Raw genomic sequence first — 20,842 nt, 5'->3', positions numbered from 1 at the left:
CTGGCGCGGTTGCGTCAGCCCAGCCCCTCGACCTGTTCGGCCAGTTCCAGCCAGCGCAGTTCGGCAGCGTCCTTTTCGTCGCGCAGGCGGGCGATGTCCTTGCCCAGCTTGTCGAAGCGCGCCGGGTCTTTCACATACAGGTCGGGGTCGCCCATCGCGGCTTCCAGCTTGGCGACTTCCGCGTCGATCGCCTCGATCCGGGCTGGCAGCAGGTCATAGTCGCGCTGGTCCTTGTAGCTCAGCTTGACGCTCCTGGGTTTGGGCGCATCGACCGGCTTGGGCGCGGCGGCCTTTTTTGCCGCTGTCTGCCGTATCTTTCGCTTGGCCTCCCAATCAGCATAGCCGCCGGGCACCGCGTCGATCGTGCCGGTACCGTCCAGCCCCAGCGTGACCGTTACCGTCCGGTCCAGAAAATCGCGATCGTGGCTGACGATCAGCACCGTGCCCTCATAATCGCCGATCACTTCCTGAAGCAGATCGAGCGTTTCGAGGTCGAGATCGTTGGTCGGCTCGTCCAGCACCATCAGGTTCGATGGCCGCGCGAATTCACGCGCCAACAGCAGGCGCGAGCGCTCACCGCCGGACAGCGTGCCGACCTTTGCATCGATCAGTTCGGGCGCGAACAGAAATTCCTGCAAATAGCCGTGCACGTGCTTGCGAACGCCCAGCACGTCGATCCACTCGCCGCCATCGGCCAGCACGTCGCGCACCGTCTTTTCCGGCTCCATCTTGCTGCGCTGCTGGTCGATGATGACAGGGTCCAGCGTCTTGGCCAGCTTCACCTCGCCCGTATCGGGTTGGAGCTGGCCGGTCAGCAGCTTGATCAGCGTCGATTTGCCCGCCCCATTGGGGCCGACGATGCCGATCCGGTCGCGCCGCGTCACCCGCAGCGAAAAGTCGCGCAGGATGGTGCGGTCGCCATAAGTTTTCGACACGCCCTTGGCGTCGATGACGACACGCGTTTTCGAATCGTCGGCGCTGGTGACCAGATTGGCGGCGCCCTGCATCCCCTGCATCGCTGCGCGTTCGGCGCGCATCTCCAGCAATTTGGTCAGGCGGCCCTGATTACGCTTGCGCCGCCCGGTGACGCCGCGTTGCAGCCAGTGTTCCTCAAGTTTCAGGCGCGCATCCAGCTTTTCGGCGGCGCGCTGCTCCTCGGCCGCGACCTGTTCGGTCCACGCCTCGAATCCGCCAAAGCCGACTTCGGCCCGGCGGATGCCGCCCCGGTCCAGCCACAGCGTCTGTTTGGTCAGCCGCGTCAGGAAGGTGCGGTCGTGGCTGATCACGACGAACGCGCCGCGAAAGCGTTGCAGCCAGTCCTCCAGCCATTCGATCGCGGTGATGTCGAGATGGTTGGTCGGCTCGTCCAGCAGCAGCACATCGGGGTCCTGCGCCAGCGCGCGGGCGATCGCGGCGCGACGCCGTTCGCCGCCGCTGGCGGTCGCGGCTTCGCGCGACAGGTCGATGCCCAGCTGATCGGCAATCGCCTCTGCCTCATGCCGGGGCGGGGCGTCGTCACCACGCAGGACGAAATCCAGCAGCGTGGCGCATCCGGTGACTTGCGGATCCTGTTCCAGCATCACGACATGGGTGCCCGGCACGATGACGCGCCGCCCCTCATCCGAATCGATGGTGCCGGCGATCAGCTTCATCAGCGTGGTCTTGCCCGCGCCGTTGCGCCCGATCAGCGCCAGCCGGTCGCGTGCGCCGATATACAGGTTGAGATTGCGGAACAGCCAGCCCGATCCCTGGATCAGGCCAAGCTCTTCATAGGCAAGGACAGGTGCGGCCATCGGGGGCCGTTACCGTGGCAACCCTGCAACGCGCAAGTTGCCTCGCAGCGGCGATCCCATTCAGAGGCTGTTCAAGCCCCCGGCCCTATGCGATGCGCCATGGAGATGAAGGGGTTGGGCGTTCTGGTCGCGTTTGCGAGCGCAGTGGCGGGGGTACCCTCCATCGCCGTCGGCGCACAGCAGCGCGACGACCACCGTGCCGCCCGCGCGGCGCGTGTCGAAGGCCGCATCCTGCCGCTTCGTGAAATCGAACGCCGCGTCGTGCCACGGATGCGCGGTGCGCGTTACCTGGGTTTCGACTTCGATTCGGGAACCACGGTTTACACTCTGAAGTTCCTGCGCGATGGAAATGTAATCTGGGTTGATGTCGATGGCCGGTCGGGTCAGGTGTTGAGCCGGTCGGGCGATTGAACGTCACCAAGTTTTAGGGGAGCGCCATGCGCGTCTTGATCGTCGAGGACGAACCGAATCTGCGCCAGCAACTGTCGAATACGCTGACCGGCGCGGGCTATGCCGTCGATACCGCATCCGACGGGGAAGAGGGGCATTTCCTCGGCTCCACCGAACAATATGACGCGATCATCCTGGACCTCGGCTTGCCGGAGATTGACGGGCTGACCGTGCTGGACCGCTGGCGGCGCGACGGGCGGACGACGCCGGTGCTGGTGTTGACCGCGCGCGACAGCTGGTCGGACAAGGTGGCCGGGCTGGATGCGGGCGCCGACGATTATGTCGCCAAGCCATTCCAGACCGAGGAGCTGATTGCTCGCCTGCGCGCGCTGATCCGCCGGGCCAGCGGCAACGCATCGGCCGAACTGACCGCTGGCGACATCCGCCTCGATACCCGTTCGGGCAAGGTGACCAAGGGCGGCAACCCGGTGAAGTTGACGGCGCAGGAATATAAACTGCTGTCCTATCTGCTGCATCACAAGGGCAAGGTCGTCAGCCGTACCGAATTGATCGAGCATATCTACGATCAGGATTTCGACCGCGATTCCAATACGATCGAAGTATTCGTGACGCGCATCCGCAAGAAACTGGGTGCCGATGTCATCACCACCATTCGCGGTCTGGGCTATAGCCTCGACGATCCTGCGGACGCTCCGGCGGCCTGAAAAGCCGGCCCATGTCCAGCGATCCTGCGCCCGCCGACCGCCCGCGCCCCTATGTGCGCGTGACCGGGTCGCTCAGCCGGCGAATGATCTTCATCGCGTCGGCGTGGATCCTGCTGCTGCTGGCAGGGGGCGGCTTTGCACTGGACCGCGTGCTGACAGGGGCGATCACACGTAATTTCGACGACCAGCTCGATTATCTGATCACGTCGATGATGATTTCGGCGGAGATCGACGACACAGGCGAAGTTAGGTTCAATCGCGAACTGGCCGACCAGCGATTTTTCGAACCCTATTCCGGGCTTTACTGGCAGGTTTCCGGATCGGGGATGGAGCCGTTCCGGTCGCGCTCATTGTGGGATCGGCGGCTGCGCGTCAGCGCCCATGCGCCCAACGGGTCGGTCCACACCTATGACTCTGCAGAGTTCACCGACGAACAGCTCCGCATCGCCGAACGCGACGTGAAACTTCCTGGATCGTCAGTGTGGTGGCGGTTCCAGATCGCGCAGAGCCGCGAGATGCTGAATGCCCAGATCGCCGCCTTGCGCCAGACGCTGGTGCGCAGCTTCCTGTTGCTGGGCGTTGGCCTTATCGTCATGGCCGCGCTGCAAACCTGGTACGGGCTGTTGCCGCTGAAGAAACTGCGTCGCGAACTGGCGCGAATGCGGGTTGGCAACTCGCCCCGGATCGAAGGGCCGATGCCCGCTGAAGTCGCGCCGATGGTTGAGGAACTGAACGCGCTGATCCAGCATAACGAAACACAGGCCGAAGAAGCGCGCCGCCATGCGGGCAACCTCGCCCATGCGCTCAAGACGCCGTTGACCGTTATCATGAACGCCGCCGCCGCGGGGAGCGAGGATCTTCCCGAAACCGTGGTGCGGGAGGCGCGGACGATGCGGCGGCAGGTCGATCACCACCTGGCCCGCGCCCGCGCGGTGGGGCGGCGTGGATCGGCGCACAGCCGGGCTGAGGTCTGGCCCTCGATCGAAGCGGTCGAGCGCGCCGTCGCGCGGCTGTACCGGCACGTCCGCATCGACATTGACGGCCGAAAGGATCTGGTTGCGCATATCGAGCGGCAGGATCTGGACGATCTGCTGGGCAATCTGGTTGAAAACGCCGCCAAATATGGCGGGGGCAGCGTGTTCATCACCGTGGGCGCCACCGCGGGTTTCGTCGAAATCATGGTTGAGGATGACGGCACTGGTATTCCAGAGGCGGATCGCGTCCGCATCTTTGATCGGGGTGTGCGGCTGGATAGCGGCAAGCCGGGCACCGGCCTTGGCCTGGCCATCGTGCGCGATGTGGCCGAAATCTATGAAGGCACGGTCAGCCTTGAGGAAAGCGAGGATCTGGGCGGGCTGCTGGTCCGTTTGCGGTTGCCCATGGCCACCTGATTTGCGCTACGCATCCAGCTCGACATCCCAGTACAGCCAGTCGTGCCAGGTCTCATGCAGGTAATTGGGCGGAAAGCGCCGGCCATTTTCCTGAAGGTGCCAGCTGGTGGGGCGGATCGGCGTTTCGGCCAGCGGCATATGCGCTTCGCGTGGGGTGCGTCCGCCCTTTTTCAGGTTGCACGGTGCACAGGCGGTGACGACATTTTCCCATGTGGTGCGACCGCCATAGGCACGCGGCACGACATGATCGAAGGTGAGGTCGGACGGGGTCCCGCAATATTGACAAGTGAACTTGTCGCGAAGGAACAGGTTGAAACGGGTGAAGGCGGGGAACTGGGACGGTTTCACATATTGTTTGAGCGCGATCACTGAAGGCAGTTTCAGCGTCGCGCTGGGACTTCGGATCTCCCGCTCATAGTGGGAGATGATGTTGACCCGGTCGAGAAACACCGCCTTGATCGCGGTTTGCCATGGCCAGACGCTCAACGGATAATAGCTGAGTGGCGTAAAATCGGCATTCAGTACCAGTGCCGGGCAACTGTCCGGATGGCGGATCAGATCGGGATGGTACATGGAAGCTCCCAGGTCACCAACGCGCAAGTCCCCTGTCGCCGAACAGGATGACATCAGCATGACAGCATGGGACAGGACACAGGGTCAAGGGCCAGGATGAGCAAGGCTGTCGTCACCCGCTTTGCGCCCAGCCCCACCGGGCGACTTCATGCCGGCCACGCTTTCTCCGCGATTCAAGCGCATGACCGGGCCCGCGCCTCGGGCGGGCAATTCCTGCTGCGGATCGAGGATATCGACGGCACGCGCAGCCGCGCCGAACATGTCGCGGGCATCATCGACGACCTGCGCTGGCTGGGGCTGGCATGGGACGAGCCGGTGGTGTTCCAGTCACAGCGTCTTTCGCTTTATGCCGGGGCGCTGGAGCGGCTGGCGGCGATGGGGCTGGCCTATCGCTGCGTCTGCACGCGCGCCGACATCGCTGCTGCCGCCAGCGCGCCGCATGGGGCGGGGGGCGTTATCTATCCCGGCACCTGTCGCGGGCGGGGGGTCGATGCCGATGCGCCGCATTGCTGGCGGCTGGATATGGCGCGCGCGGTCGAGCGCACAGGGCCGCTGTCATGGACTGACGAGATCGCCGGGCCGGTCATGGCCAATCCGCTGGCGCAGGGCGATGTCGTGATTGCGCGAAAGGATGCACCGTCCAGCTATCACCTGTCGGTGACGGTGGATGATGCCGCGCAGGGGGTCAGCCACGTCGTGCGCGGCGTCGACCTTTTCGCCGCCACCCATGTTCACCGGGTGTTGCAGGCGCTCCTGGTCCTGCCCACGCCCGTCTATCGCCACCATCCGCTGTTGACCGGTCCAGACGGACAGCGGCTGGCCAAACGCAACGGGGCGCCCGCACTGGCCGATCTGCGCGCGGCGGGGATCGATGGCGCTGTCTTTGCCATGGACCTAAGGGCAGGGCGACTGCCGCTTGGTTTCGGCGTCGCGAATGACTAGGTTGGGGATATGAACACCTTCCTCGTCATCCTGCTGATCGCCGCGATGATCGCGACGGTCGTCGCGCTGGTCCGCGGCATCGTCGCTTTCCTCAGGACGACGGAGGCTGAGTTGAAGGGCGACGGGCCGTCCGCATCGTCGGTCAAGTCGAACAAGATGATGCAGTTCCGCATCTTCTTTCAGGCGTTGGCTATCCTGATCGTCGTCGTCATCATGTTCGCCGCCGGCCGGACCTGATCCCCTGGTCAAGCTCAACAAAATCTATACGCGCACCGGCGATGCCGGGACCACCGGACTGGTCGACGGGTCGCGCGTGTCCAAGGCCGATCCGCTGATGGCGGCAATCGGCGATGTGGACGAGGCGAATTCCGCGTTGGGCGTCGCGCTGGTACAGATGGCCGACGGGCCGCTTCGCCGCGAATTGTCGATGGTTCAGAACGAGCTGTTCGACCTGGGCGCCGATCTGGCGACGCCGTGGCGTCCCGATGCGCCGGGCGAGCATGACCTGCGGGTCAGCGCGGCACAGGTCAGCCGGATCGAGGGCATGATCGACGCTGCGAACGACGCGCTTGAGCCGCTGACCAGTTTCGTCCTGCCCGGTGGCAGTGCGGCGGCGGCGGCGATGCATGTGGCGCGCGCCACCGCGCGCCGCGCGGAGCGCAGCATGGTCGCCGCAGCGGCGCAGCGGGCGCTCAATCCGCAGGCGCTGATCTACATCAACCGTTTGTCCGATCTGCTTTTTGTTATTGCGCGATCATTGAACCAAAACGGCCGTGACGACGTTTTGTGGGTTCCGGGGGCATCGCGCTGAACGTCTGACAGTGGTTTGGCACGCGTCCCGAAGTTCGGGAGAGACGTTTTGCAACCCCGCCGTCAGCCCGCGAGCACCAGTTCCGCCGCCAGTCTGTTCGCGCATGTCCGGTCGCTGAGCGAGGCGCTGGTCGCACCGTTGAGCGATGCCGACGCAACCGTTCAGTCGATGCCCGACGCGTCGCCGGCAAAATGGCACCTGGCGCATACGACGTGGTTTTTCGAAACCTTCATCCTGCGCGACCATGTGCCCGGATACCGGCTGCACGATCCGCGCTTCCCCTTTCTGTTCAACAGCTATTACGAGGCGGAGGGCGCGCGCCATGCGCGGCATCGTCGTGGCATGATCACGCGCCCGACGCTGGACGAGGTGCTGGCCTATCGCGCAGCGGTGACCGATGCGGTGCTGGATGCGATCGACACGCTGCCACCGGCGGTGGTCGAGCTGATCGAGCTTGGCTGCCATCACGAACAGCAGCATCAGGAATTGCTGGCCACCGATATACTGCACCTGTTTTCCGAAAATCCGTGCGAACCCGCCATCTGGCCGCAGCAGCGCAAGCAGCCGGTGGAAATGCCGCCCCCGATTGGCTGGATCGAGGGCGCGGCAGGGATTGGTGAGATCGGCCATGACGGCGCCGGTTTCGCCTTCGACTGCGAAGGGCCGCGCCACCCGACATTGCTGGCGCCCCATGCCATTGCCGACCGCACGGTCACCAACGGCGAATGGGCGGCCTTCATCGCCGATGGCGGATATACCGACGCGCGCCACTGGCTGTCCGACGGCTGGGCATGGGTGAAGGGCGAGGGGATCGAGGCACCGCTTTACTGGTCTCGAGACGGCGACGGGTGGAGCCGCTTCGGCCTTGACGGTCGCCGCCCCGTCGACCCCGCCGCGCCGGTCACGCATGTCAGCTTTTACGAGGCCGACGCCTATGCCAGCTGGGCGGGCGCCCGCTTGCCGAGCGAGGCCGAATGGGAATGCGCGGCATCGGCGCACGATCCCGCATGCGGCAACCAGATGGACCATGCAGGCGCGATCGAGCCACGTCCATCGTCCGGCGGCCCCGCCTTTTTCGGGGATGTGTGGGAATGGACGGGCAGCGCCTATCGCCCCTATCCCGGCTTCCGCGCGGCCGAAGGCGCCGTTGGCGAATATAATGGCAAGTTCATGAGCGGCCAGTTCGTGCTGCGCGGCGGTTCCTGCGCCACGCCGCGCGGCCATGCGCGCGCCAGCTATCGCAACTTCTTCTACCCCCATCAGCGCTGGCAGTTCACCGGCGTGCGCCTGGCAAAGGATGTCTGACATGTTGAAGCCCGAGATCGAGGACGGTCAGGTCAGCCTGGCCGATCCGGCATTTCGTGCCGATGTTCTGAATGGCCTTAACGCGCGCCCGCGCGCCATTCCGGCCCGCTGGTTCTATGACCGGCGCGGCTCCGAATTGTTCGAGGCGATCACCGATTTGCCCGAATATTATCCGACTCGCACCGAAATCGCGCTGCTGGGCGATGCCTGTCCCGATCTGGCGGTGCGGGTGGAGCCGGGGCGTGCGGTGATCGAATTCGGCTCCGGTTCCTCGACCAAGACGCCGCGCCTGCTGAACTGCATCGAACCGGCGGCCTATGTGCCGATCGACATTTCCGGTGACTTTCTGCGCGCATCGGCGGCCGAGCTAGGCAAGGGCTTTCCTGACCTGCCAATCCATCCGGTCGAAGCGAATTTCATGCACCCTGTGCCGCTGCCTGCGGCAGTCGCGGACCTGCCCAAGCTGGGCTTTTTCCCCGGTTCGACCATCGGCAACATGACCCCCTTTGCCGCGACGGATCTGTTGCGCGCCATGCGGACCAGCCTGGGTGAGGGAGCGTTGCTGCTGATCGGCATCGACCGTGTAAAGGCGCCCGACGTGCTGGTCCCCGCCTATGACGACGCGGCGGGCGTGACGGCGGCGTTCAACCTGAATCTGCTGGAGCGGATCAACCGCGAACTGGGCGGGACGATCCTCCTCGACGCCTTCCGCCACAAGGCGGTGTGGAACGACGCGGCATCGCGGATTGAAATGCATCTTGAGGCGGTTCGCGACGTGCGCTTCACCGTCGATGGCCGCCCCTTTGCCATCACGGCGGGGGAGAGCATCCACACCGAGAACAGCCACAAATACGGGGAACGCGGCACGCGCGTCCTGTTGCGGTCGGGCGGCTGGACGCCGATTGCCGAATGGAACGACCCCAAGGGCTGGTTCGCGCTGATCCTGGCCGAAGCGCGCCCCGCCGAAACCGCGCCCTGACGTAGCCAGCCCCCGCATCACCGGGTAGAGGCTGGCCGCAACGTAAAATGATCGGGAGTGATGCAATGCAGACGGTTGGCGTGATCGGCGCGGGCCAGATGGGGGCGGGAATTGCCCAGGTGTCGGCTCAGGCAGGCTTTCACGTGATGTTGTCCGATGTGGACAAGGCGCGCGCGGAACAGGGTAAGGCCGGCATCGCCAAGCAACTGGCCCGCGCGGTGGACAAGGAAAAGATCACGGCTGCCGACCGCGACGCCGCGCTCGACCGGATCGAGTGCGTCGATGACGTGTCCGCCATGGGCAAATGCGAACTGGTGATCGAAGCCGCGACCGAGCGCGAAGCGATCAAGCGCCAGATTTTCGAGAGCGTTGGCAAGGTGCTGTCGGACAGCGCGATCCTGGCATCCAACACCTCTTCGATTCCCATTACCCGCCTGGCGCAGGCATCGCCCGATCCGGCGCGGTTCATGGGCGTGCACTTCTTCAACCCCGTGCCCGTCATGGGCCTGATCGAACTGATCCGCGGCCTGGCCACCGCCGATGCCACGGTCGACGCGGTGGAGGCCTTCGGGCGCAAGCTGGGCAAGGAAATCGTCCACGCCAACGACGCGCCAGGCTTCATCGTCAACCGCGTGCTGCTGCCCATGCTCAACGAAGCCTGCTTCGCACTGGGTGAGGGCGTAGCGAGCGTGCGCGACATCGACACGGCGGTACGCCTTGGCCTCAATCACCCGATGGGTCCTCTGACGCTGGCGGACTTTATCGGCCTGGACACCTGTCTCGACATTTGTCGCGTGCTGTTCGAGGGCACGGGCGACCCCAAATTCCGCCCCGCACCGCTGCTGGTCAAATATGTCGAGGCGGGCTGGGTCGGCAAGAAATGCGGGCGCGGCTTTTATGACTGGACCGGACCGGAACCAGTGCCGACGCGTTAAGCAGGGACTTGCAGCACGGGCGCAGCGCGGCTAATCGACGCGCTCGCCCACGCGAGCCGGCGGGCGGGTATAGCACAATGGTAGTGCAGCAGCCTTCCAAGCTGAATACGCGGGTTCGATTCCCGCTACCCGCTCCAGCCGCCCCCTCAATCGATATTCTTGCGCTCGATCGTCAGCCGCTTGTCGGTGCACAGGCCGCAATCGGTGCCCTTGAACTTTCCGGCGGCGTTGCTGTCGTTCCATAGCTGCCATTCCAGCCAGGCGCTGACCACTTCGGCCGCGATGCCGCCATTGGGTTGCATATAGGTGCCGCCGTGCCCGACGGGAATGTTGACCACTGCCGCCGGGATGTCCGTCAGGCGGCGGTAATCGTCCATGCCGTTTTCGTACGCGATGTCGCTTGGCCCGCCCAGCACGTAGAGCGTCGGCATTCGCAGCTTTTCGACCGCGCTTTTGCTAACGTCGATGCCGTTGATGGCGCGCGCGCCGTCGTTGAACACGCCGCTGTTCATCACGACGATGGTTTTCACACGTGGGTCGCCTGCGTTCATCAGTGCCTGCAGCCCGCCGCAGCTGAAGCCTGAAATCGCGATGCGGCTGGTGTCGATCAGACCGCGAAGGGGGCTGCCCGCCCGCTCATTTTCAGCAACGGCCCAGTTGATGGCGGTCTTGAGCGCGCTGGCGGGAGTGGAGGCGGTCAGCTGGCCCGCAGGGCGCGCACCTTGGGCTGAGGGCTTTTCCTTCGCGGGGATGGTGCCGGGCGCGACCGCCAGATAGCCGTGCGAGGCGATGTCGAGCAGGTGGTTGCGCGAACTGGTGCCGTCGGCGCTGCACGCGCCGTTGCCGAACACGTAAATACCCAGCTTTCGGTCGCCCAGACGCTCCAGCGATTGCGGACGATAGACGACATGGTCGGGCAGGGCCGGAAGCGACTCGAACATAGCGGGCCAGCGGCCCGAACCCGGCGTGGTGACGGGTTCGGGCTTGTCGGCCTGTTGCGCCGCCAGTGGCGCGGCGGCGAGCATCATTGTCGCGGCAACGAACGATCTGAACATAGCCCCTCCCGAGTCCGATCATATCTGATTCGGAAGTCGGGATATGGGCTGCCGCTGTCCTGCGCAATCAGACTTGTTCGAGTGCCTGTTCAAAATCGGCGATCAGGTCGTCGGCATCTTCGACGCCGATCGAGATGCGGACCAGATTGTCGGTAATGTCCAGCGCGGCCTTGCGTGCGTCGGGCACCGACAGGTGCGTCATCGCCGCCGGGGCCGAAGCAAGGGTTTCGGTTCCGCCCAGGCTGACCGCCAGCTTGGCGATGCGAAGCGCGTCGAGGAACGCAAACGCCTCCCGCTCGCCGCCCTTCAGATACAGCGAAAAGGTGGAACCCGCGCCGGTGCAATGGCGGGCATAGATGTCGGCCTGTCGGTCGTCCTTGAGAAAACCGAGATAGCCGATCCGCTCCACCTTGGGATGATGGCGCAGCCATTCGCACACCTTGGCGGCGTTTTCGCCTGCGCGCGTCATGCGAAGCTCCAGCGTTTCCAGACTCCGCAGCAGCATCCACGCGGTATTGGGGTCCAGAATCGTGCCCAGCGTGTTCCGGATCGCGCGCACCATGTCCATGTGCTTGCGCGATCCCAGCACGCCGCCCGCGACCAGATCCGAATGGCCGCCCGCATATTTGGTCAGGCTGTAGACGACCAGATCGGCCCCATGCTTCAGCGGTTGCTGCCACAGCGGGCCCAGAAAGGTGTTGTCGATGGCGATGGGTGGCTTTTCCCCCGCATCGGCGAACACCGCGTCGCGCGCGGCGGCGACGGCTTCGATATCGACCAGCACGTTGGTGGGATTGGCCGGGCTTTCGAGGTAGATCAGCGGCACGCGGCCCTTGGCCTTGGCGCGTTCCAGAACGCCCTCGATCTCCTCCCGCGTCGCGCCGGCGGGGAAGTCGAGCCACTCGACGCCGAACTTGCCCAGCAACCGCGCGATCATCGTCTCGGTCGCGGCATAAAGCGGGCCGGAATGGACGATCACGTCGCCGGGCTGGACAAAGGCGAGGAACAGCGTGCCGATCGCCGACATGCCGCTGGAGAAGGTCAATGCGTCCTCGGCATCTTCCCACACGCCCAGCCGGTCCTCCAGGATTTCCTGATTGGGGCCGTTGAACCGGGAATAGACGAGACCCTCCGCACCGCCGGGGCGCTTGGCCGTCACCCCTTCGAAATGGCGCTTGCCCGCCGCTGCATTAGGAAAGACGAAGGTGGAGGTCAGGAAGATCGGCGGCTTCAGCGACCCTTCGGACAGCGCGGGATCGAAACCATGGCCCATCATCAACGTCGACGGCTTCAATCGGCGGTCGCCGATCTTTTCGACGGCGGGCTTGGGGTTGCGGCGCGGCGTGGTGCCGGTCAGCTCGGCTTCGGTCTCGTCGGTCACGGCATCCTCCTTGGTATCGTTTGAAACGATCCTAACCGCAGCGGCGGTATTCGGGAAGCGCGGGGGCGAGCGATCCGTTCCGGCCCTCAGACGGTCGTTTGCGCCGCTGACACTGGATATGGCCGGGCGGGTTGCGCGCGTAACCGGTCCTCCGTCTCCATCATATAGTCGCGCGTGATGGGCAAAGCGTGGCGGTCACGGGCATATTGCAGCTGGTAATTGACCAGGCCGCCATGCCGGAAACTGACCTCACACCCCGCCAGATAATAGGTCCATATGCGATAGAAGCGCTCGTCGTACAGATCGATGATGGCGTCCTTGGCCGCGACCACCCGGTCGTACCAATGGGCCAGGGTGTGGGCATAATGCAGCCGCAGCACCTCTACATCGGTCAGGAACATGCGAAGCCCCTCATGCCCGCGAGCGATTTCGGACAGGGCAGGGATGTAGCCGCCGGGGAAGATGTATTTGGCGGTAAAGGCATCGGTCACGCCGGGCCCACCCGCACGGCCGATGGTGTGCAGCAGCATCACGCCGTCGGGCGCCAGCAGGCGGTGGCACTGGCGGAAAAAGGTGCGGTAATGCGCGGGTCCGACATGTTCGAACATGCCGACCGACACGATGCGGTCGAACTGGCCGGTCAGATGGCGATAATCGATCAGCTCGAACCGCACCTTGTCATCCACGCCCGCCATTTCGGCACGGCGCCGTGCGACCTTTAGCTGTTCTTCGGACAGGGTGATGCCGCACACCTCTGCGCCCGTCATCTGGTGCAGGTACAGCGCCATCCCGCCCCAGCCACAGCCGATGTCCAGCACTTTCATGCCCGGCTGGATCGCCAGCTTGGCGGCGATATGCGCCTTCTTGTCCAGCTGTGCCTGCTCCAGCGGTACTGAAGGGTCGGTAAAGTACGCGCAGCTATATTGACGGTCGACGTCAAGGAACAGGTCGTACAGCCGGTCCGACAGGTCGTAATGATGCGCGACATTGCGCTTCGACCGGCGCGCCATGTTGATGCGATCGATGCGGAAACGCACTGAATCAATGCCCCGGCGCAGCGTGCTGGCGTCCAGCGTGCCGCGACCTTCCTCCCAACGGTTGTTCGCGGTGGCCAGGTTCAGGAAATCGCGGATGTCGCCGCGTTCGATGACCAGCCGCCCGTCCATGAACGCCTCTGCCGCGCCCAGGCTGGGGTCGGCCAGCAACTGCCGCAGCGCCCGCCCGTCGGTGAAGCGGATGGCAACGTCGCCAAGTTCGGGATCGGGCGTGCCATAGGTTCGGGTTCGACCACCGGGAAAGGTGACGGTCAATTGTCCGCGCCGGATGGCGCGATCGAGAAAGCGATCGATCAATGACATGTTCTGTCCGCTACCGGACAAAGCGGGGCAGGAATATGACAAACCGCTATTCATCCGCGAACTGGCGCGGCGGGTCGAAATCGCCTATATGCCGTGTCATGCAGACAGCCTCGGCCGCCCCCATGCCCATCCCTGGGCACATCGACCCCGTGCCCGTGACCCGCGATGTGGCGCCGCGCCCCGACGGCCGCATCGACCTTGTCGGGCTGGACAAGGCCGCGATCCGCGCCGCGCTGGAAGGCGCGGGGATGGAGGCGAAACAGGCCAAGCTGCGCGCCAAGCAATTGTGGCACTGGATCTATAATCGCGGCGCCACCGATTTTGCGCTGATGACCGACATTGCCAAGGTGCAGCATCCCTGGCTGGCCGAACGCTTCGTCATCGGCCGCCCCGACGTCAAGGAAGCGCAGGTGTCGTCCGACGGCACGCGCAAATGGCTGCTGACCTCGCCCGACGGGCAGGATTACGAAATGGTGTTCATCCCCGATGCCGATCGGGGCACGCTGTGCGTCTCCAGTCAGGTCGGCTGCACGCTGAACTGCCGTTTCTGCCACACCGGCACGATGCGGCTGGTCCGCAACCTGAGCGCGGGCGAGATCGTCGGACAGGTCATGCTGGCGCGCGACGCGCTGGGCGAATGGCCGTCCAGCCCGGATGGGCGCATGCTGACCAACATCGTGATGATGGGCATGGGCGAGCCGCTGTACAATTTCGACGCGGTGCGTGACGGGTTGAAGATCGTGATGGACGGCGACGGCCTAGCCCTGTCCAAGCGGCGCATCACCCTGTCCACCAGCGGCGTGGTGCCGATGATGGCGCGCGCGGGTGAGGAAATCGGCGTCAACCTTGCCGTCTCGCTCCATGCCGTGACCAAGGATGTGCGCGACGAAATCGTGCCGCTGAACCGCAAATACGGGATCGAGGAGCTGCTTCAGGCATGCGCCGATTATCCCGGCGCCAACAATGCGCGGCGCATTACGTTCGAATATGTGATGCTTAAGGACAAGAACGACAGCGACGAGGATGCGCGCGAGCTGGTCCGGCTGCTGCGCCACTATCGCCTGCCGGCCAAGGTCAACCTGATCCCGTTCAATCCGTGGCCTGGTGCGCCCTATGAATGCTCGACGCCCGACCGGGTGCGGCGCTTTTCGGAAATCGTGTTCGAAGGCGGCATTTCCGCCCCCGTGCGCACCCCGCGCGGCCGCGACATCGACGCAGCATGCGGCCAGTTGAAGACGGCGGCCGAAAAGAAGAGCCGCGCCGAACTGGACCGGCTGGCGGCGGAAAAGCAGGCGGCGCTGGGTTAAGGTTCAGGCGGCACCGCTCAGGTCATCGATATCCATGCTGCCACCCGGCTCCAGATCGCTGGGCGGCTGGCATGCGGCGAGGATCGTGTCGATGTCGGCGGCGGTCAGCCCACTTTCCGCGTCGATCACCGCATCGGCTGCCATCTGCGCCCGAAACGCCTTAAGCCGCATGCGGGCGAGGTCGAGTGCTTCGTTCATGCGGTCACTCCTGTTGATTGCACCTGTTCCAACCCGGCGGCGGCCGGGTCGTTCCGGGTGGGTGCAATCAGGGCGCCGGGCAGGGCAACACCGATATCCTGCCAAGGCGCGCGAAAGCGATACCGGTCTGGATTGACCCGCCCACACCCACTGGACACCCCCGCCCCGAACCGCGAAAGCGCGCGTCATGCTGGACCCGCTGACCATTGCCCTTGCCGCCGGTGCCGGAATGCTGGGCGGCGCAATGAACGCGCTGGCGGGCGGTGGGACGTTCGCGACGATGCCGGCGCTGATCGTCATCGGGCTGCCGAGCCCAATCGCCAACGCGACCTCGAACGTCGCGCTCCAGCCAGGGGCGCTTGCCAGTGCCTGGGCCTATCGCGACGGCTTTCAGCCAATTGGCGGCGTAGGCGTGCGGACATTGGCGGTCGTGACATTTTGCGCCGCGTTGGTCGGCAGCCTGTTGCTTGTCTTCACGCCGACATCGACGTTCGACATGATCATTCCGTGGCTGCTGCTGCTGGCCACCCTTGCCATCGCTTTCGGCCGGCGCGCGGCTACGGCGTTGCACCGTCATGCCGCACCGGGGCGGCGCACGTTGATCGGGGCTCAGCTTCTGCTGGGTGTCTATGGCGGTTATTTCGGCGGCGGGCTGGGCCTGATGCTGACGGCCGTTTGGGGCCTGCTGGCAGGCGAGTTGCCGCACCGACTGATGGCGCCGCGCACCTTGATGCTGGCAATGAGCAATGCGGCGGCCACCGTGATGTTCATCGGTTTCGGCATGGTCGGATGGGCGGCATGCGTGCCGATGCTGTTCGGTGCCGTTGTCGGCGGATGGCTGGGCGCGCAGGTCGGCCGCCGGTTGCCGCCGGGTTTGATTCGCGGCTGGACGCTGTTTGTCACGACGGTAACGACGGTGGTATTCTTCGCGCGTGCCTATGCCTGACACGGGCGGCACGATGCGGAGAGATGGGCCGATGTGGATCGCAAAGCACAAGCTGGCCACCCGTTTGTGGCATTGGATCAATGCCCTGGCGATCTTTGTGCTGCTGGGGTCGGGCCTGATGATCCTGAACGCGCACCCAAATCTGTATTGGGGGCAATATGGCGCCAATTTCGATCAGCCCTGGTTCCGAGTCGGCTGGGTGTTCGAGGGTGGGCGCGTTCCCGGCTGGCTGACCATCCCATCCACCTATAACCTTGCGCTGGCGCGGCGATGGCATCTGACCTTTGCGCTGGTGCTGGGCTTTGGGTTGCTGGCGTTCATGGTCGCCAGCCTGATCAACCGCCATTTCCAGCGCGAATTGCGCGTGCGCCGCGCCGAACTGGCGCCCGCGCATCTGGCGCATGACGTTCGCGAGCATCTGGCGCTGCGCTTTCACGATCCTGAAAAGCCTGGCACGTTCAACACACTGCAAAAGCTCAGCTATGTCGCGGTCATCTTCATCCTGATCCCGCTGGTGATCGCGACCGGGCTGACCATGTCGCCGGGGTTCAATGCGGCGGCGCCGTGGATGCTCGACCTGTTTGGCGGGCGGCAATCGGCGCGGTCGATCCATTTCATCGTCGCGATGGCGCTGGCGGCATTCATCATCGTCCATCTGGCGCTGGTCCTGCTGGCCGGACCCGTCAATGAAGTGCGCTCGATGATCACCGGGCGATGGCGCGTGCCGGGGGAGGATTACCGATGAGCCGGATGCTGATAACCCGCCGCGCGCTTGTGGGCGGGCTGGCCGCGGGGCTGGTCTCGGGCTGCGACGCGCTGGGACAGGATGAGGGCTTTCGCTCGATCCTGTTCAAGGGTGCCGACTGGAATATGTGGACCCAGCGCGCGCTGATGGACCGCAATGCCCTGGCGCGGGAGTTCCGCCCGGATCAGATGTCTCCGGTGTTCCGCACCAACGGCACGCGCAACCCCGACACACCCGATTACAATGCGCACGTCGCTTCGGGCTTTGCCGACTGGCGCGTGCGCGTCGACGGGCTGGTGGCGCGTCCGCAATCCTTTTCGGTCGCGCAAATGCTCTCGATGCCCCAGCGCGCACAGATCACCCGCCATGATTGTGTCGAGGGGTGGAGCGCGATCGGCAAGTGGCAGGGGCCGCGGCTGGCCACCCTGCTCGACGCGGCGGGCTTGCGCGACAATGCGCGCTATATCGTTTTCCATTGTGCCGATCGTTATTCCGGGGGGCGGCCCTATTATGAGTCGATTGACCTGGTCGATGCACTCCATCCCCAGACGATCCTGGCGCTCGGCCTGAACGATCAGCGACTGGATGTGGGGCATGGTGCGCCCGTCCGGCTGCGCGTGGAGCGTCATCTGGGCTACAAGCACGCCAAATATGTCGAACGGATCGAAGCGGTGGCCGATCTGGCGCCGATCCACGGCGGCAAGGGGGGTTTGTGGGAGGATATCGCCGGTTACGAATGGTATGCCGGGATATGACCGGCGCGGGATAGCCACAGCCGCCCTTGTCGCGACCACGCCTGATCCGATATGCCGCGTGGACAAGATTACACGCGGAGGCCTGATTGCTAACCCTGATCGACATCGCCCGGATCCTGCTCAGCGTGCTGTGGTGGATCCTGATCGTGCAGGCGATCCTGTCATGGCTGATCGCGTTCAACGTCATCAATACCCACAATGACTTCGTCCGCTCGGTGTGGAACGGGCTGCAGGTGCTGACCGAGCCGCTGTATCGCCCTATCCGTCGCGTTCTGCCCGATTTCGGGGCGCTTGATGTGTCGCCGATCGTCGTGCTGGTGCTGATCGCCATTCTCGACACGGTGCTGGCGCGGCTGGCAGCAAATATCGCGACGGGCGGCGCAGTCCCGCTCTGAGCGCATGGAGCGAATCGCCCGACGGTCTGGTCGTCGCGGTGCGCGCTACCCCGCGCGCGCGGCGGCCGATGTTGACCGGCGGGGATGAGCGGTTTGTGGCAAAGGTGGCCGCGCCGCCGGTCGATGGCGCCGCGAATGAAGCCGTTACGGCGCTGCTGGCCGATGCGTTCGGCGTGGGCCGGCGCGCGGTAACGCTGGTCGCGGGCGACAAATCGCGCGAAAAGCGATTCCTGATTGCCGGGGACGCCGAGGCGCTGGCGATACGGGCGGCAAATCTATATGGGGCCGGCGCATGACAGCCGAACTGATTGACGGAAAGGCAGCAGCACAGCGGCTGCGCGCGCGCGTGGGCGATTTGGCGACGCGCTTTGCCGAGGATGCGGGGCGCAAGCCCGGCCTGGCCGTGGTGCTAGTGGGGGAGGACCCGGCCTCATCCGTCTATGTCCGGTCAAAGGGCAAGGCGACCGTCGCCGCAAATATGGAAAGTTTCGAACATCGGCTGCCCGCCGACACCGATCAGGCCGATCTGATCGCGCTGGTCGACCGGCTGAATGCCGATCCGGCGGTTGATGGCATTCTGGTCCAGTTGCCGCTGCCCGCCGGGCTGGACGCCGATGCGGTGCTGACGCGCATCGACCCCGACAAGGATGTCGACGGCTTTCACCCCGTCAATGCCGGGCGGCTGGCGACGGGGCTGAACGGCTTTGTGCCCTGCACCCCCTATGGCTGCCTGTTGCTGCTGCGGGAGCGTCTGGGCGACCTGAGCGGGCTGAATGCCGTGGTGATCGGTCGGTCGAACATCGTCGGCAAGCCGATGGCCGCGCTGCTGACCGCCGAGAATTGCACCGTCACCATCGCCCATTCGCGCACGCGCAACCTGCCCCACCATCTGGCCCATGCCGACATCGTCGTCGCGGCTGTTGGTCGTGCGAAGTTCGTGCAGGGCGACTGGGTAAAGCCCGGCGCGACGGTGATCGATGTCGGCATCAACCGCACCGATGACGGGCTGGTCGGTGACGTCGATTTCGAAAGCGCCGCGTCGGTTGCGGGGGCAATCACCCCGGTGCCGGGTGGTGTCGGGCCGATGACCATCGCATGCCTGCTGCGCAACACGCTGGTCGCCGCGCATCGCCGTGCGGGTGTGGCGCTGGACGCCGACGCGATATGATCGAGCTTTACGTCTCGGCGCTGGCGACGTTCTTCGTCGTCATCGACCCGCCGGGATGCGCGCCGATCTATGCCGGCCTGACGACCGACGCATCGGCGGCACAGCGCCGTTCGATGGCGATTCGCGCGGTGCTGATTTCGGGCCTGATTCTGGTCGGGTTCGCGCTGTTCGGCGAAAGACTGCTGCGCGCGCTGCATGTCAGTCTGGATGCGTTCAGGATCGCGGGCGGCATCATGCTGTTCCTGATCGCGCTGGAAATGGTGTTCGAGAAACGCACCCAGCGCCGTGAGGACCGGGCACAGAAGATCATCGACACGCCGGAGGTCGAGGATGTCGCCGCCTTCCCCATGGCGATGCCGATGATCGCCGGACCGGGTTCGATCGCGTCGGTCATGCTGATGATGAGCCAGAGCGAGGGCCTGCCGCAGACGCTGGTGGTGATGGCGGCGCTTGCCACCATCCTGATCGTCACGCTGGTCGCGCTGATCGCGGCAGGGCCGCTGATGCGGCTGATGGGCGCGAAGATCGAGGCGGTGATTACCCGGCTGCTGGGCGTGCTGCTGGCGGCGCTCGCCACCCAGTTCATTCTCGACGGGCTCGCTGCAACGGTGCTTTAAGCGCCGCGCGGCTTTCGCTAGAGGCAGGCGATCATGCATCGTCCCGCACTGTCTATTGTCATCCCCTGCTATAACGAAGCCGCCTGTCTGGATGCGCTGCACGCGCGCGTTTCGGCGGCGGCGCGGTCGGTCGTTGGCGACGACCATGAAATCGTGCTGGTCAATGACGGTTCGCGCGACGAATCATGGGCAGTGATGCAGCGCCTGTCCGCCGCCGACCCGCGAGTGGTCGCCATCAACCTGTCGCGCAATCACGGGCACCAGCTGGCGCTGACCGCCGGGCTGGACCTGTGTTCGGGCGAGCAGATCCTGATCATCGACGCCGATCTTCAGGACCCGCCCGAATTGCTGGGCGAAATGCGCGCCACCATGGAGCGCGAGGGTGCCGACGTCGTCTATGCCGTGCGCCGCAAGCGGGAGGGCGAGACGTTCTTCAAGAAGCTGACGGCGGCTGCATTTTATCGCTTCCTCGACCGGGTGACCGACACGCCGATCCCGCTGGATACGGGTGATTTTCGGCTGATGAGCCGCCGCGCGCTGGACGCGTTGCTGTCGCTGCCCGAACAGGCGCGCTTCATCCGCGGCATGGTCGCGTGGGTCGGTTTCCGCCAGGTGCCCTTTGTCTATGACCGGCACGAACGCCATGCGGGGGAGACCAAATACCCGCTGTCGAAGATGCTGCGATTTGCTTTCGATGCGGTTACGGGGTTTTCGACCGCGCCGCTGCGCTGGGCCAGCCATATCGGTATCGCGCTGTTCTTTCTGTCGTTCCTGCTGCTGATCTATATCGGCATCGGCTTTTTCACCGGATCGGCGGTGCAGGGCTGGACATCGACCATGCTGGTCACCGTGTTTTTGGGCGCGGTGCAGATGCTGGTGCTGGGCATGATCGGCGAATATCTGGGGCGGCTGTACGTCGAATCGAAGCGGCGGCCGCTGTATCTGGTCGCCGATGTGGCCGGGCCGGTTCAGGGCCGTGCGACGCTTGGCTATCGCGCGGGGCAGGGGCCGATGGGCGAACCGGCGGAGCCGTCGCGCGCAGGCTGATGCGACGCATCTCACATTGGTGCGTT

General features: G+C 64.9%; 24 protein-coding genes and 1 tRNA gene. 19 read left to right on the top strand and 6 right to left on the bottom strand.

Features of this window, described 5'->3' with window-relative positions; translation table 11 throughout:
• Nucleotides 1-14: 14 nt before the first annotated feature.
• The gene (locus tag ACAX61_RS06200) at nucleotides 15-1,793 is read right to left on the bottom strand and encodes an ABC-F family ATP-binding cassette domain-containing protein (protein ID WP_370713908.1); all 1,779 of its coding nucleotides are present in this window, start codon (nucleotides 1,791-1,793) and stop codon (nucleotides 15-17) included.
• Between the two features lie 99 nt (nucleotides 1,794-1,892).
• Here ACAX61_RS06200 and ACAX61_RS06195 point away from each other — a divergent pair, with 99 nt between their 5' ends.
• The 3 genes from ACAX61_RS06195 to ACAX61_RS06185 are packed head-to-tail and all read left to right on the top strand — an operon-like array spanning nucleotide 1,893 to nucleotide 4,299.
• Nucleotides 1,893-2,204, top strand: a complete 312-nt coding sequence (locus ACAX61_RS06195) for a PepSY domain-containing protein (RefSeq protein ID WP_370713907.1) — start codon at nucleotides 1,893-1,895, stop codon at nucleotides 2,202-2,204.
• A gap of 26 nt (nucleotides 2,205-2,230) precedes the next feature.
• Entirely contained in the window at nucleotides 2,231-2,908 is a 678-nt protein-coding gene (locus ACAX61_RS06190) for a response regulator transcription factor (RefSeq protein ID WP_370713906.1), read from the top strand.
• Nucleotides 2,909-2,919: 11 nt separating this feature from the next.
• Entirely contained in the window at nucleotides 2,920-4,299 is a 1,380-nt protein-coding gene (locus ACAX61_RS06185; RefSeq protein WP_370713905.1) for a sensor histidine kinase, read from the top strand.
• A gap of 6 nt (nucleotides 4,300-4,305) precedes the next feature.
• On the opposite strand, the gene ACAX61_RS06180 is transcribed toward ACAX61_RS06185, so the two are convergent.
• Entirely contained in the window at nucleotides 4,306-4,872 is a 567-nt protein-coding gene (locus ACAX61_RS06180; RefSeq protein ID WP_370713904.1) for an HNH endonuclease, read from the bottom strand.
• A 96-nt stretch (nucleotides 4,873-4,968) separates the two neighbouring features.
• On the opposite strand from ACAX61_RS06180, the gene gluQRS reads away from it, so the two are divergent.
• The 7 genes from gluQRS to ACAX61_RS06145 all read left to right on the top strand — a co-directional run bounded on the left by gluQRS (nucleotide 4,969) and on the right by ACAX61_RS06145 (nucleotide 9,981).
• Nucleotides 4,969-5,814 (top strand): tRNA glutamyl-Q(34) synthetase GluQRS, encoded by an 846-nt coding sequence (gluQRS, locus tag ACAX61_RS06175; RefSeq protein ID WP_370713903.1) that lies wholly within the window; start codon nucleotides 4,969-4,971, stop codon nucleotides 5,812-5,814.
• Nucleotides 5,815-5,823: 9 nt separating this feature from the next.
• Nucleotides 5,824-6,051, top strand: coding sequence for a twin transmembrane helix small protein (locus ACAX61_RS06170; RefSeq protein WP_370713902.1), 228 nt, complete (start codon nucleotides 5,824-5,826; stop codon nucleotides 6,049-6,051).
• A 4-nt stretch (nucleotides 6,052-6,055) separates the two neighbouring features.
• A complete protein-coding gene (locus tag ACAX61_RS06165) occupies nucleotides 6,056-6,625 on the top strand; it encodes a cob(I)yrinic acid a,c-diamide adenosyltransferase (protein ID WP_370714923.1) in 570 nt (189 codons plus the stop codon).
• A gap of 48 nt (nucleotides 6,626-6,673) precedes the next feature.
• Nucleotides 6,674-7,930, top strand: a complete 1,257-nt coding sequence (gene egtB, locus ACAX61_RS06160; RefSeq protein ID WP_370713901.1) for an ergothioneine biosynthesis protein EgtB — start codon at nucleotides 6,674-6,676, stop codon at nucleotides 7,928-7,930.
• A 1-nt stretch (nucleotide 7,931) separates the two neighbouring features.
• Nucleotides 7,932-8,909: an L-histidine N(alpha)-methyltransferase gene (gene egtD, locus ACAX61_RS06155; RefSeq protein WP_370713900.1), complete on the top strand. Its 978-nt coding sequence runs from the start codon at nucleotides 7,932-7,934 to the stop codon at nucleotides 8,907-8,909.
• A gap of 65 nt (nucleotides 8,910-8,974) precedes the next feature.
• On the top strand, nucleotides 8,975-9,844 hold the full coding sequence (locus ACAX61_RS06150) for a 3-hydroxybutyryl-CoA dehydrogenase (protein ID WP_370713899.1): 870 nt from the start codon (nucleotides 8,975-8,977) through the stop codon (nucleotides 9,842-9,844).
• Between the two features lie 63 nt (nucleotides 9,845-9,907).
• Nucleotides 9,908-9,981 (top strand) — tRNA-Gly (locus tag ACAX61_RS06145).
• A gap of 9 nt (nucleotides 9,982-9,990) precedes the next feature.
• Here the strand turns inward: ACAX61_RS06145 and ACAX61_RS06140 are convergent.
• From ACAX61_RS06140 to ACAX61_RS06130, 3 genes are all read right to left on the bottom strand, one after another.
• Nucleotides 9,991-10,899, bottom strand: coding sequence for an alpha/beta hydrolase (locus ACAX61_RS06140; protein WP_370713898.1), 909 nt, complete (start codon nucleotides 10,897-10,899; stop codon nucleotides 9,991-9,993).
• Between the two features lie 67 nt (nucleotides 10,900-10,966).
• Nucleotides 10,967-12,280 (bottom strand): cystathionine gamma-synthase family protein, encoded by a 1,314-nt coding sequence (locus ACAX61_RS06135; RefSeq protein ID WP_370713897.1) that lies wholly within the window; start codon nucleotides 12,278-12,280, stop codon nucleotides 10,967-10,969.
• 86 nt (nucleotides 12,281-12,366) lie between these two features.
• A complete protein-coding gene (locus ACAX61_RS06130; RefSeq protein ID WP_370713896.1) occupies nucleotides 12,367-13,638 on the bottom strand; it encodes a class I SAM-dependent methyltransferase in 1,272 nt (423 codons plus the stop codon).
• Between the two features lie 122 nt (nucleotides 13,639-13,760).
• On the opposite strand from ACAX61_RS06130, the gene rlmN reads away from it, so the two are divergent.
• Entirely contained in the window at nucleotides 13,761-14,945 is a 1,185-nt protein-coding gene (gene rlmN / locus ACAX61_RS06125) for a dual-specificity RNA methyltransferase RlmN (protein ID WP_370713895.1), read from the top strand.
• A gap of 3 nt (nucleotides 14,946-14,948) precedes the next feature.
• Here rlmN and ACAX61_RS06120 read toward each other — a convergent pair whose 3' ends face one another.
• Entirely contained in the window at nucleotides 14,949-15,143 is a 195-nt protein-coding gene (locus ACAX61_RS06120) for a hypothetical protein (RefSeq protein WP_370713894.1), read from the bottom strand.
• Nucleotides 15,144-15,330: 187 nt separating this feature from the next.
• On the opposite strand from ACAX61_RS06120, the gene ACAX61_RS06115 reads away from it, so the two are divergent.
• From ACAX61_RS06115 to ACAX61_RS06080, 8 genes are all read left to right on the top strand, one after another.
• A complete protein-coding gene (locus ACAX61_RS06115; protein ID WP_370713893.1) occupies nucleotides 15,331-16,089 on the top strand; it encodes a sulfite exporter TauE/SafE family protein in 759 nt (252 codons plus the stop codon).
• The gene (locus ACAX61_RS06110; RefSeq protein WP_370714922.1) at nucleotides 16,082-16,834 is read left to right on the top strand and encodes a cytochrome b/b6 domain-containing protein; all 753 of its coding nucleotides are present in this window, start codon (nucleotides 16,082-16,084) and stop codon (nucleotides 16,832-16,834) included. Before ACAX61_RS06115 ends, ACAX61_RS06110 begins: the two co-directional genes overlap by 8 nt.
• Nucleotides 16,835-16,839: 5 nt before the next feature.
• Nucleotides 16,840-17,589: a molybdopterin-dependent oxidoreductase gene (locus tag ACAX61_RS06105; RefSeq protein WP_370714921.1), complete on the top strand. Its 750-nt coding sequence runs from the start codon at nucleotides 16,840-16,842 to the stop codon at nucleotides 17,587-17,589.
• A gap of 86 nt (nucleotides 17,590-17,675) precedes the next feature.
• Nucleotides 17,676-17,984, top strand: coding sequence for a YggT family protein (locus tag ACAX61_RS06100; protein WP_370713892.1), 309 nt, complete (start codon nucleotides 17,676-17,678; stop codon nucleotides 17,982-17,984).
• Entirely contained in the window at nucleotides 17,981-18,280 is a 300-nt protein-coding gene (locus ACAX61_RS06095) for a DUF167 domain-containing protein (RefSeq protein WP_370714920.1), read from the top strand. Before ACAX61_RS06100 ends, ACAX61_RS06095 begins: the two co-directional genes overlap by 4 nt.
• On the top strand, nucleotides 18,277-19,152 hold the full coding sequence (gene folD / locus ACAX61_RS06090) for a bifunctional methylenetetrahydrofolate dehydrogenase/methenyltetrahydrofolate cyclohydrolase FolD (protein ID WP_370713891.1): 876 nt from the start codon (nucleotides 18,277-18,279) through the stop codon (nucleotides 19,150-19,152). Before ACAX61_RS06095 ends, folD begins: the two co-directional genes overlap by 4 nt.
• Nucleotides 19,149-19,769 carry a MarC family protein gene (locus ACAX61_RS06085; protein ID WP_370713890.1) on the top strand — a complete coding sequence of 207 codons (621 nt, stop codon included), beginning with the start codon at nucleotides 19,149-19,151 and terminating at the stop codon, nucleotides 19,767-19,769. Before folD ends, ACAX61_RS06085 begins: the two co-directional genes overlap by 4 nt.
• Before the next feature lie 33 nt (nucleotides 19,770-19,802).
• The gene (locus ACAX61_RS06080; protein WP_370713889.1) at nucleotides 19,803-20,816 is read left to right on the top strand and encodes a glycosyltransferase family 2 protein; all 1,014 of its coding nucleotides are present in this window, start codon (nucleotides 19,803-19,805) and stop codon (nucleotides 20,814-20,816) included.
• Nucleotides 20,817-20,842 lie beyond the last annotated feature (26 nt).

Source organism: Sphingomonas sp. IW22, assembly GCF_041321155.1.
Classification (GTDB): Bacteria; Pseudomonadota; Alphaproteobacteria; order Sphingomonadales; family Sphingomonadaceae; genus Sphingomonas.
The sequence above is the reverse complement of the archived record's forward strand: the minus strand, read 5'-3'. Positions and strand labels throughout refer to the sequence as shown.

Coding starts and splice junctions, on each gene's coding strand:
- ACAX61_RS06120 (WP_370713894.1), bottom strand. CDS start 15,143: ATGAACGAAGCACTCGACCTCGCCCGCATGCGGCTTAAGGCGTTTCGG.
- ACAX61_RS06130 (WP_370713896.1), bottom strand. CDS start 13,638: ATGTCATTGATCGATCGCTTTCTCGATCGCGCCATCCGGCGCGGACAA.
- ACAX61_RS06180 (WP_370713904.1), bottom strand. CDS start 4,872: ATGTACCATCCCGATCTGATCCGCCATCCGGACAGTTGCCCGGCACTG.
- ACAX61_RS06200 (WP_370713908.1), bottom strand. CDS start 1,793: ATGGCCGCACCTGTCCTTGCCTATGAAGAGCTTGGCCTGATCCAGGGA.
- ACAX61_RS06190 (WP_370713906.1), top strand. CDS start 2,231: ATGCGCGTCTTGATCGTCGAGGACGAACCGAATCTGCGCCAGCAACTG.
- ACAX61_RS06085 (WP_370713890.1), top strand. CDS start 19,149: ATGATCGAGCTTTACGTCTCGGCGCTGGCGACGTTCTTCGTCGTCATC.
- ACAX61_RS06170 (WP_370713902.1), top strand. CDS start 5,824: ATGAACACCTTCCTCGTCATCCTGCTGATCGCCGCGATGATCGCGACG.
- ACAX61_RS06150 (WP_370713899.1), top strand. CDS start 8,975: ATGCAGACGGTTGGCGTGATCGGCGCGGGCCAGATGGGGGCGGGAATT.
- egtD (WP_370713900.1), top strand. CDS start 7,932: ATGTTGAAGCCCGAGATCGAGGACGGTCAGGTCAGCCTGGCCGATCCG.
- ACAX61_RS06110 (WP_370714922.1), top strand. CDS start 16,082: ATGCCTGACACGGGCGGCACGATGCGGAGAGATGGGCCGATGTGGATC.
- ACAX61_RS06115 (WP_370713893.1), top strand. CDS start 15,331: ATGCTGGACCCGCTGACCATTGCCCTTGCCGCCGGTGCCGGAATGCTG.
- ACAX61_RS06080 (WP_370713889.1), top strand. CDS start 19,803: ATGCATCGTCCCGCACTGTCTATTGTCATCCCCTGCTATAACGAAGCC.
- gluQRS (WP_370713903.1), top strand. CDS start 4,969: ATGAGCAAGGCTGTCGTCACCCGCTTTGCGCCCAGCCCCACCGGGCGA.
- folD (WP_370713891.1), top strand. CDS start 18,277: ATGACAGCCGAACTGATTGACGGAAAGGCAGCAGCACAGCGGCTGCGC.
- ACAX61_RS06185 (WP_370713905.1), top strand. CDS start 2,920: ATGTCCAGCGATCCTGCGCCCGCCGACCGCCCGCGCCCCTATGTGCGC.
- ACAX61_RS06195 (WP_370713907.1), top strand. CDS start 1,893: ATGGAGATGAAGGGGTTGGGCGTTCTGGTCGCGTTTGCGAGCGCAGTG.
- ACAX61_RS06105 (WP_370714921.1), top strand. CDS start 16,840: ATGCTGATAACCCGCCGCGCGCTTGTGGGCGGGCTGGCCGCGGGGCTG.
- rlmN (WP_370713895.1), top strand. CDS start 13,761: ATGCCCATCCCTGGGCACATCGACCCCGTGCCCGTGACCCGCGATGTG.
- ACAX61_RS06140 (WP_370713898.1), bottom strand. CDS start 10,899: ATGTTCAGATCGTTCGTTGCCGCGACAATGATGCTCGCCGCCGCGCCA.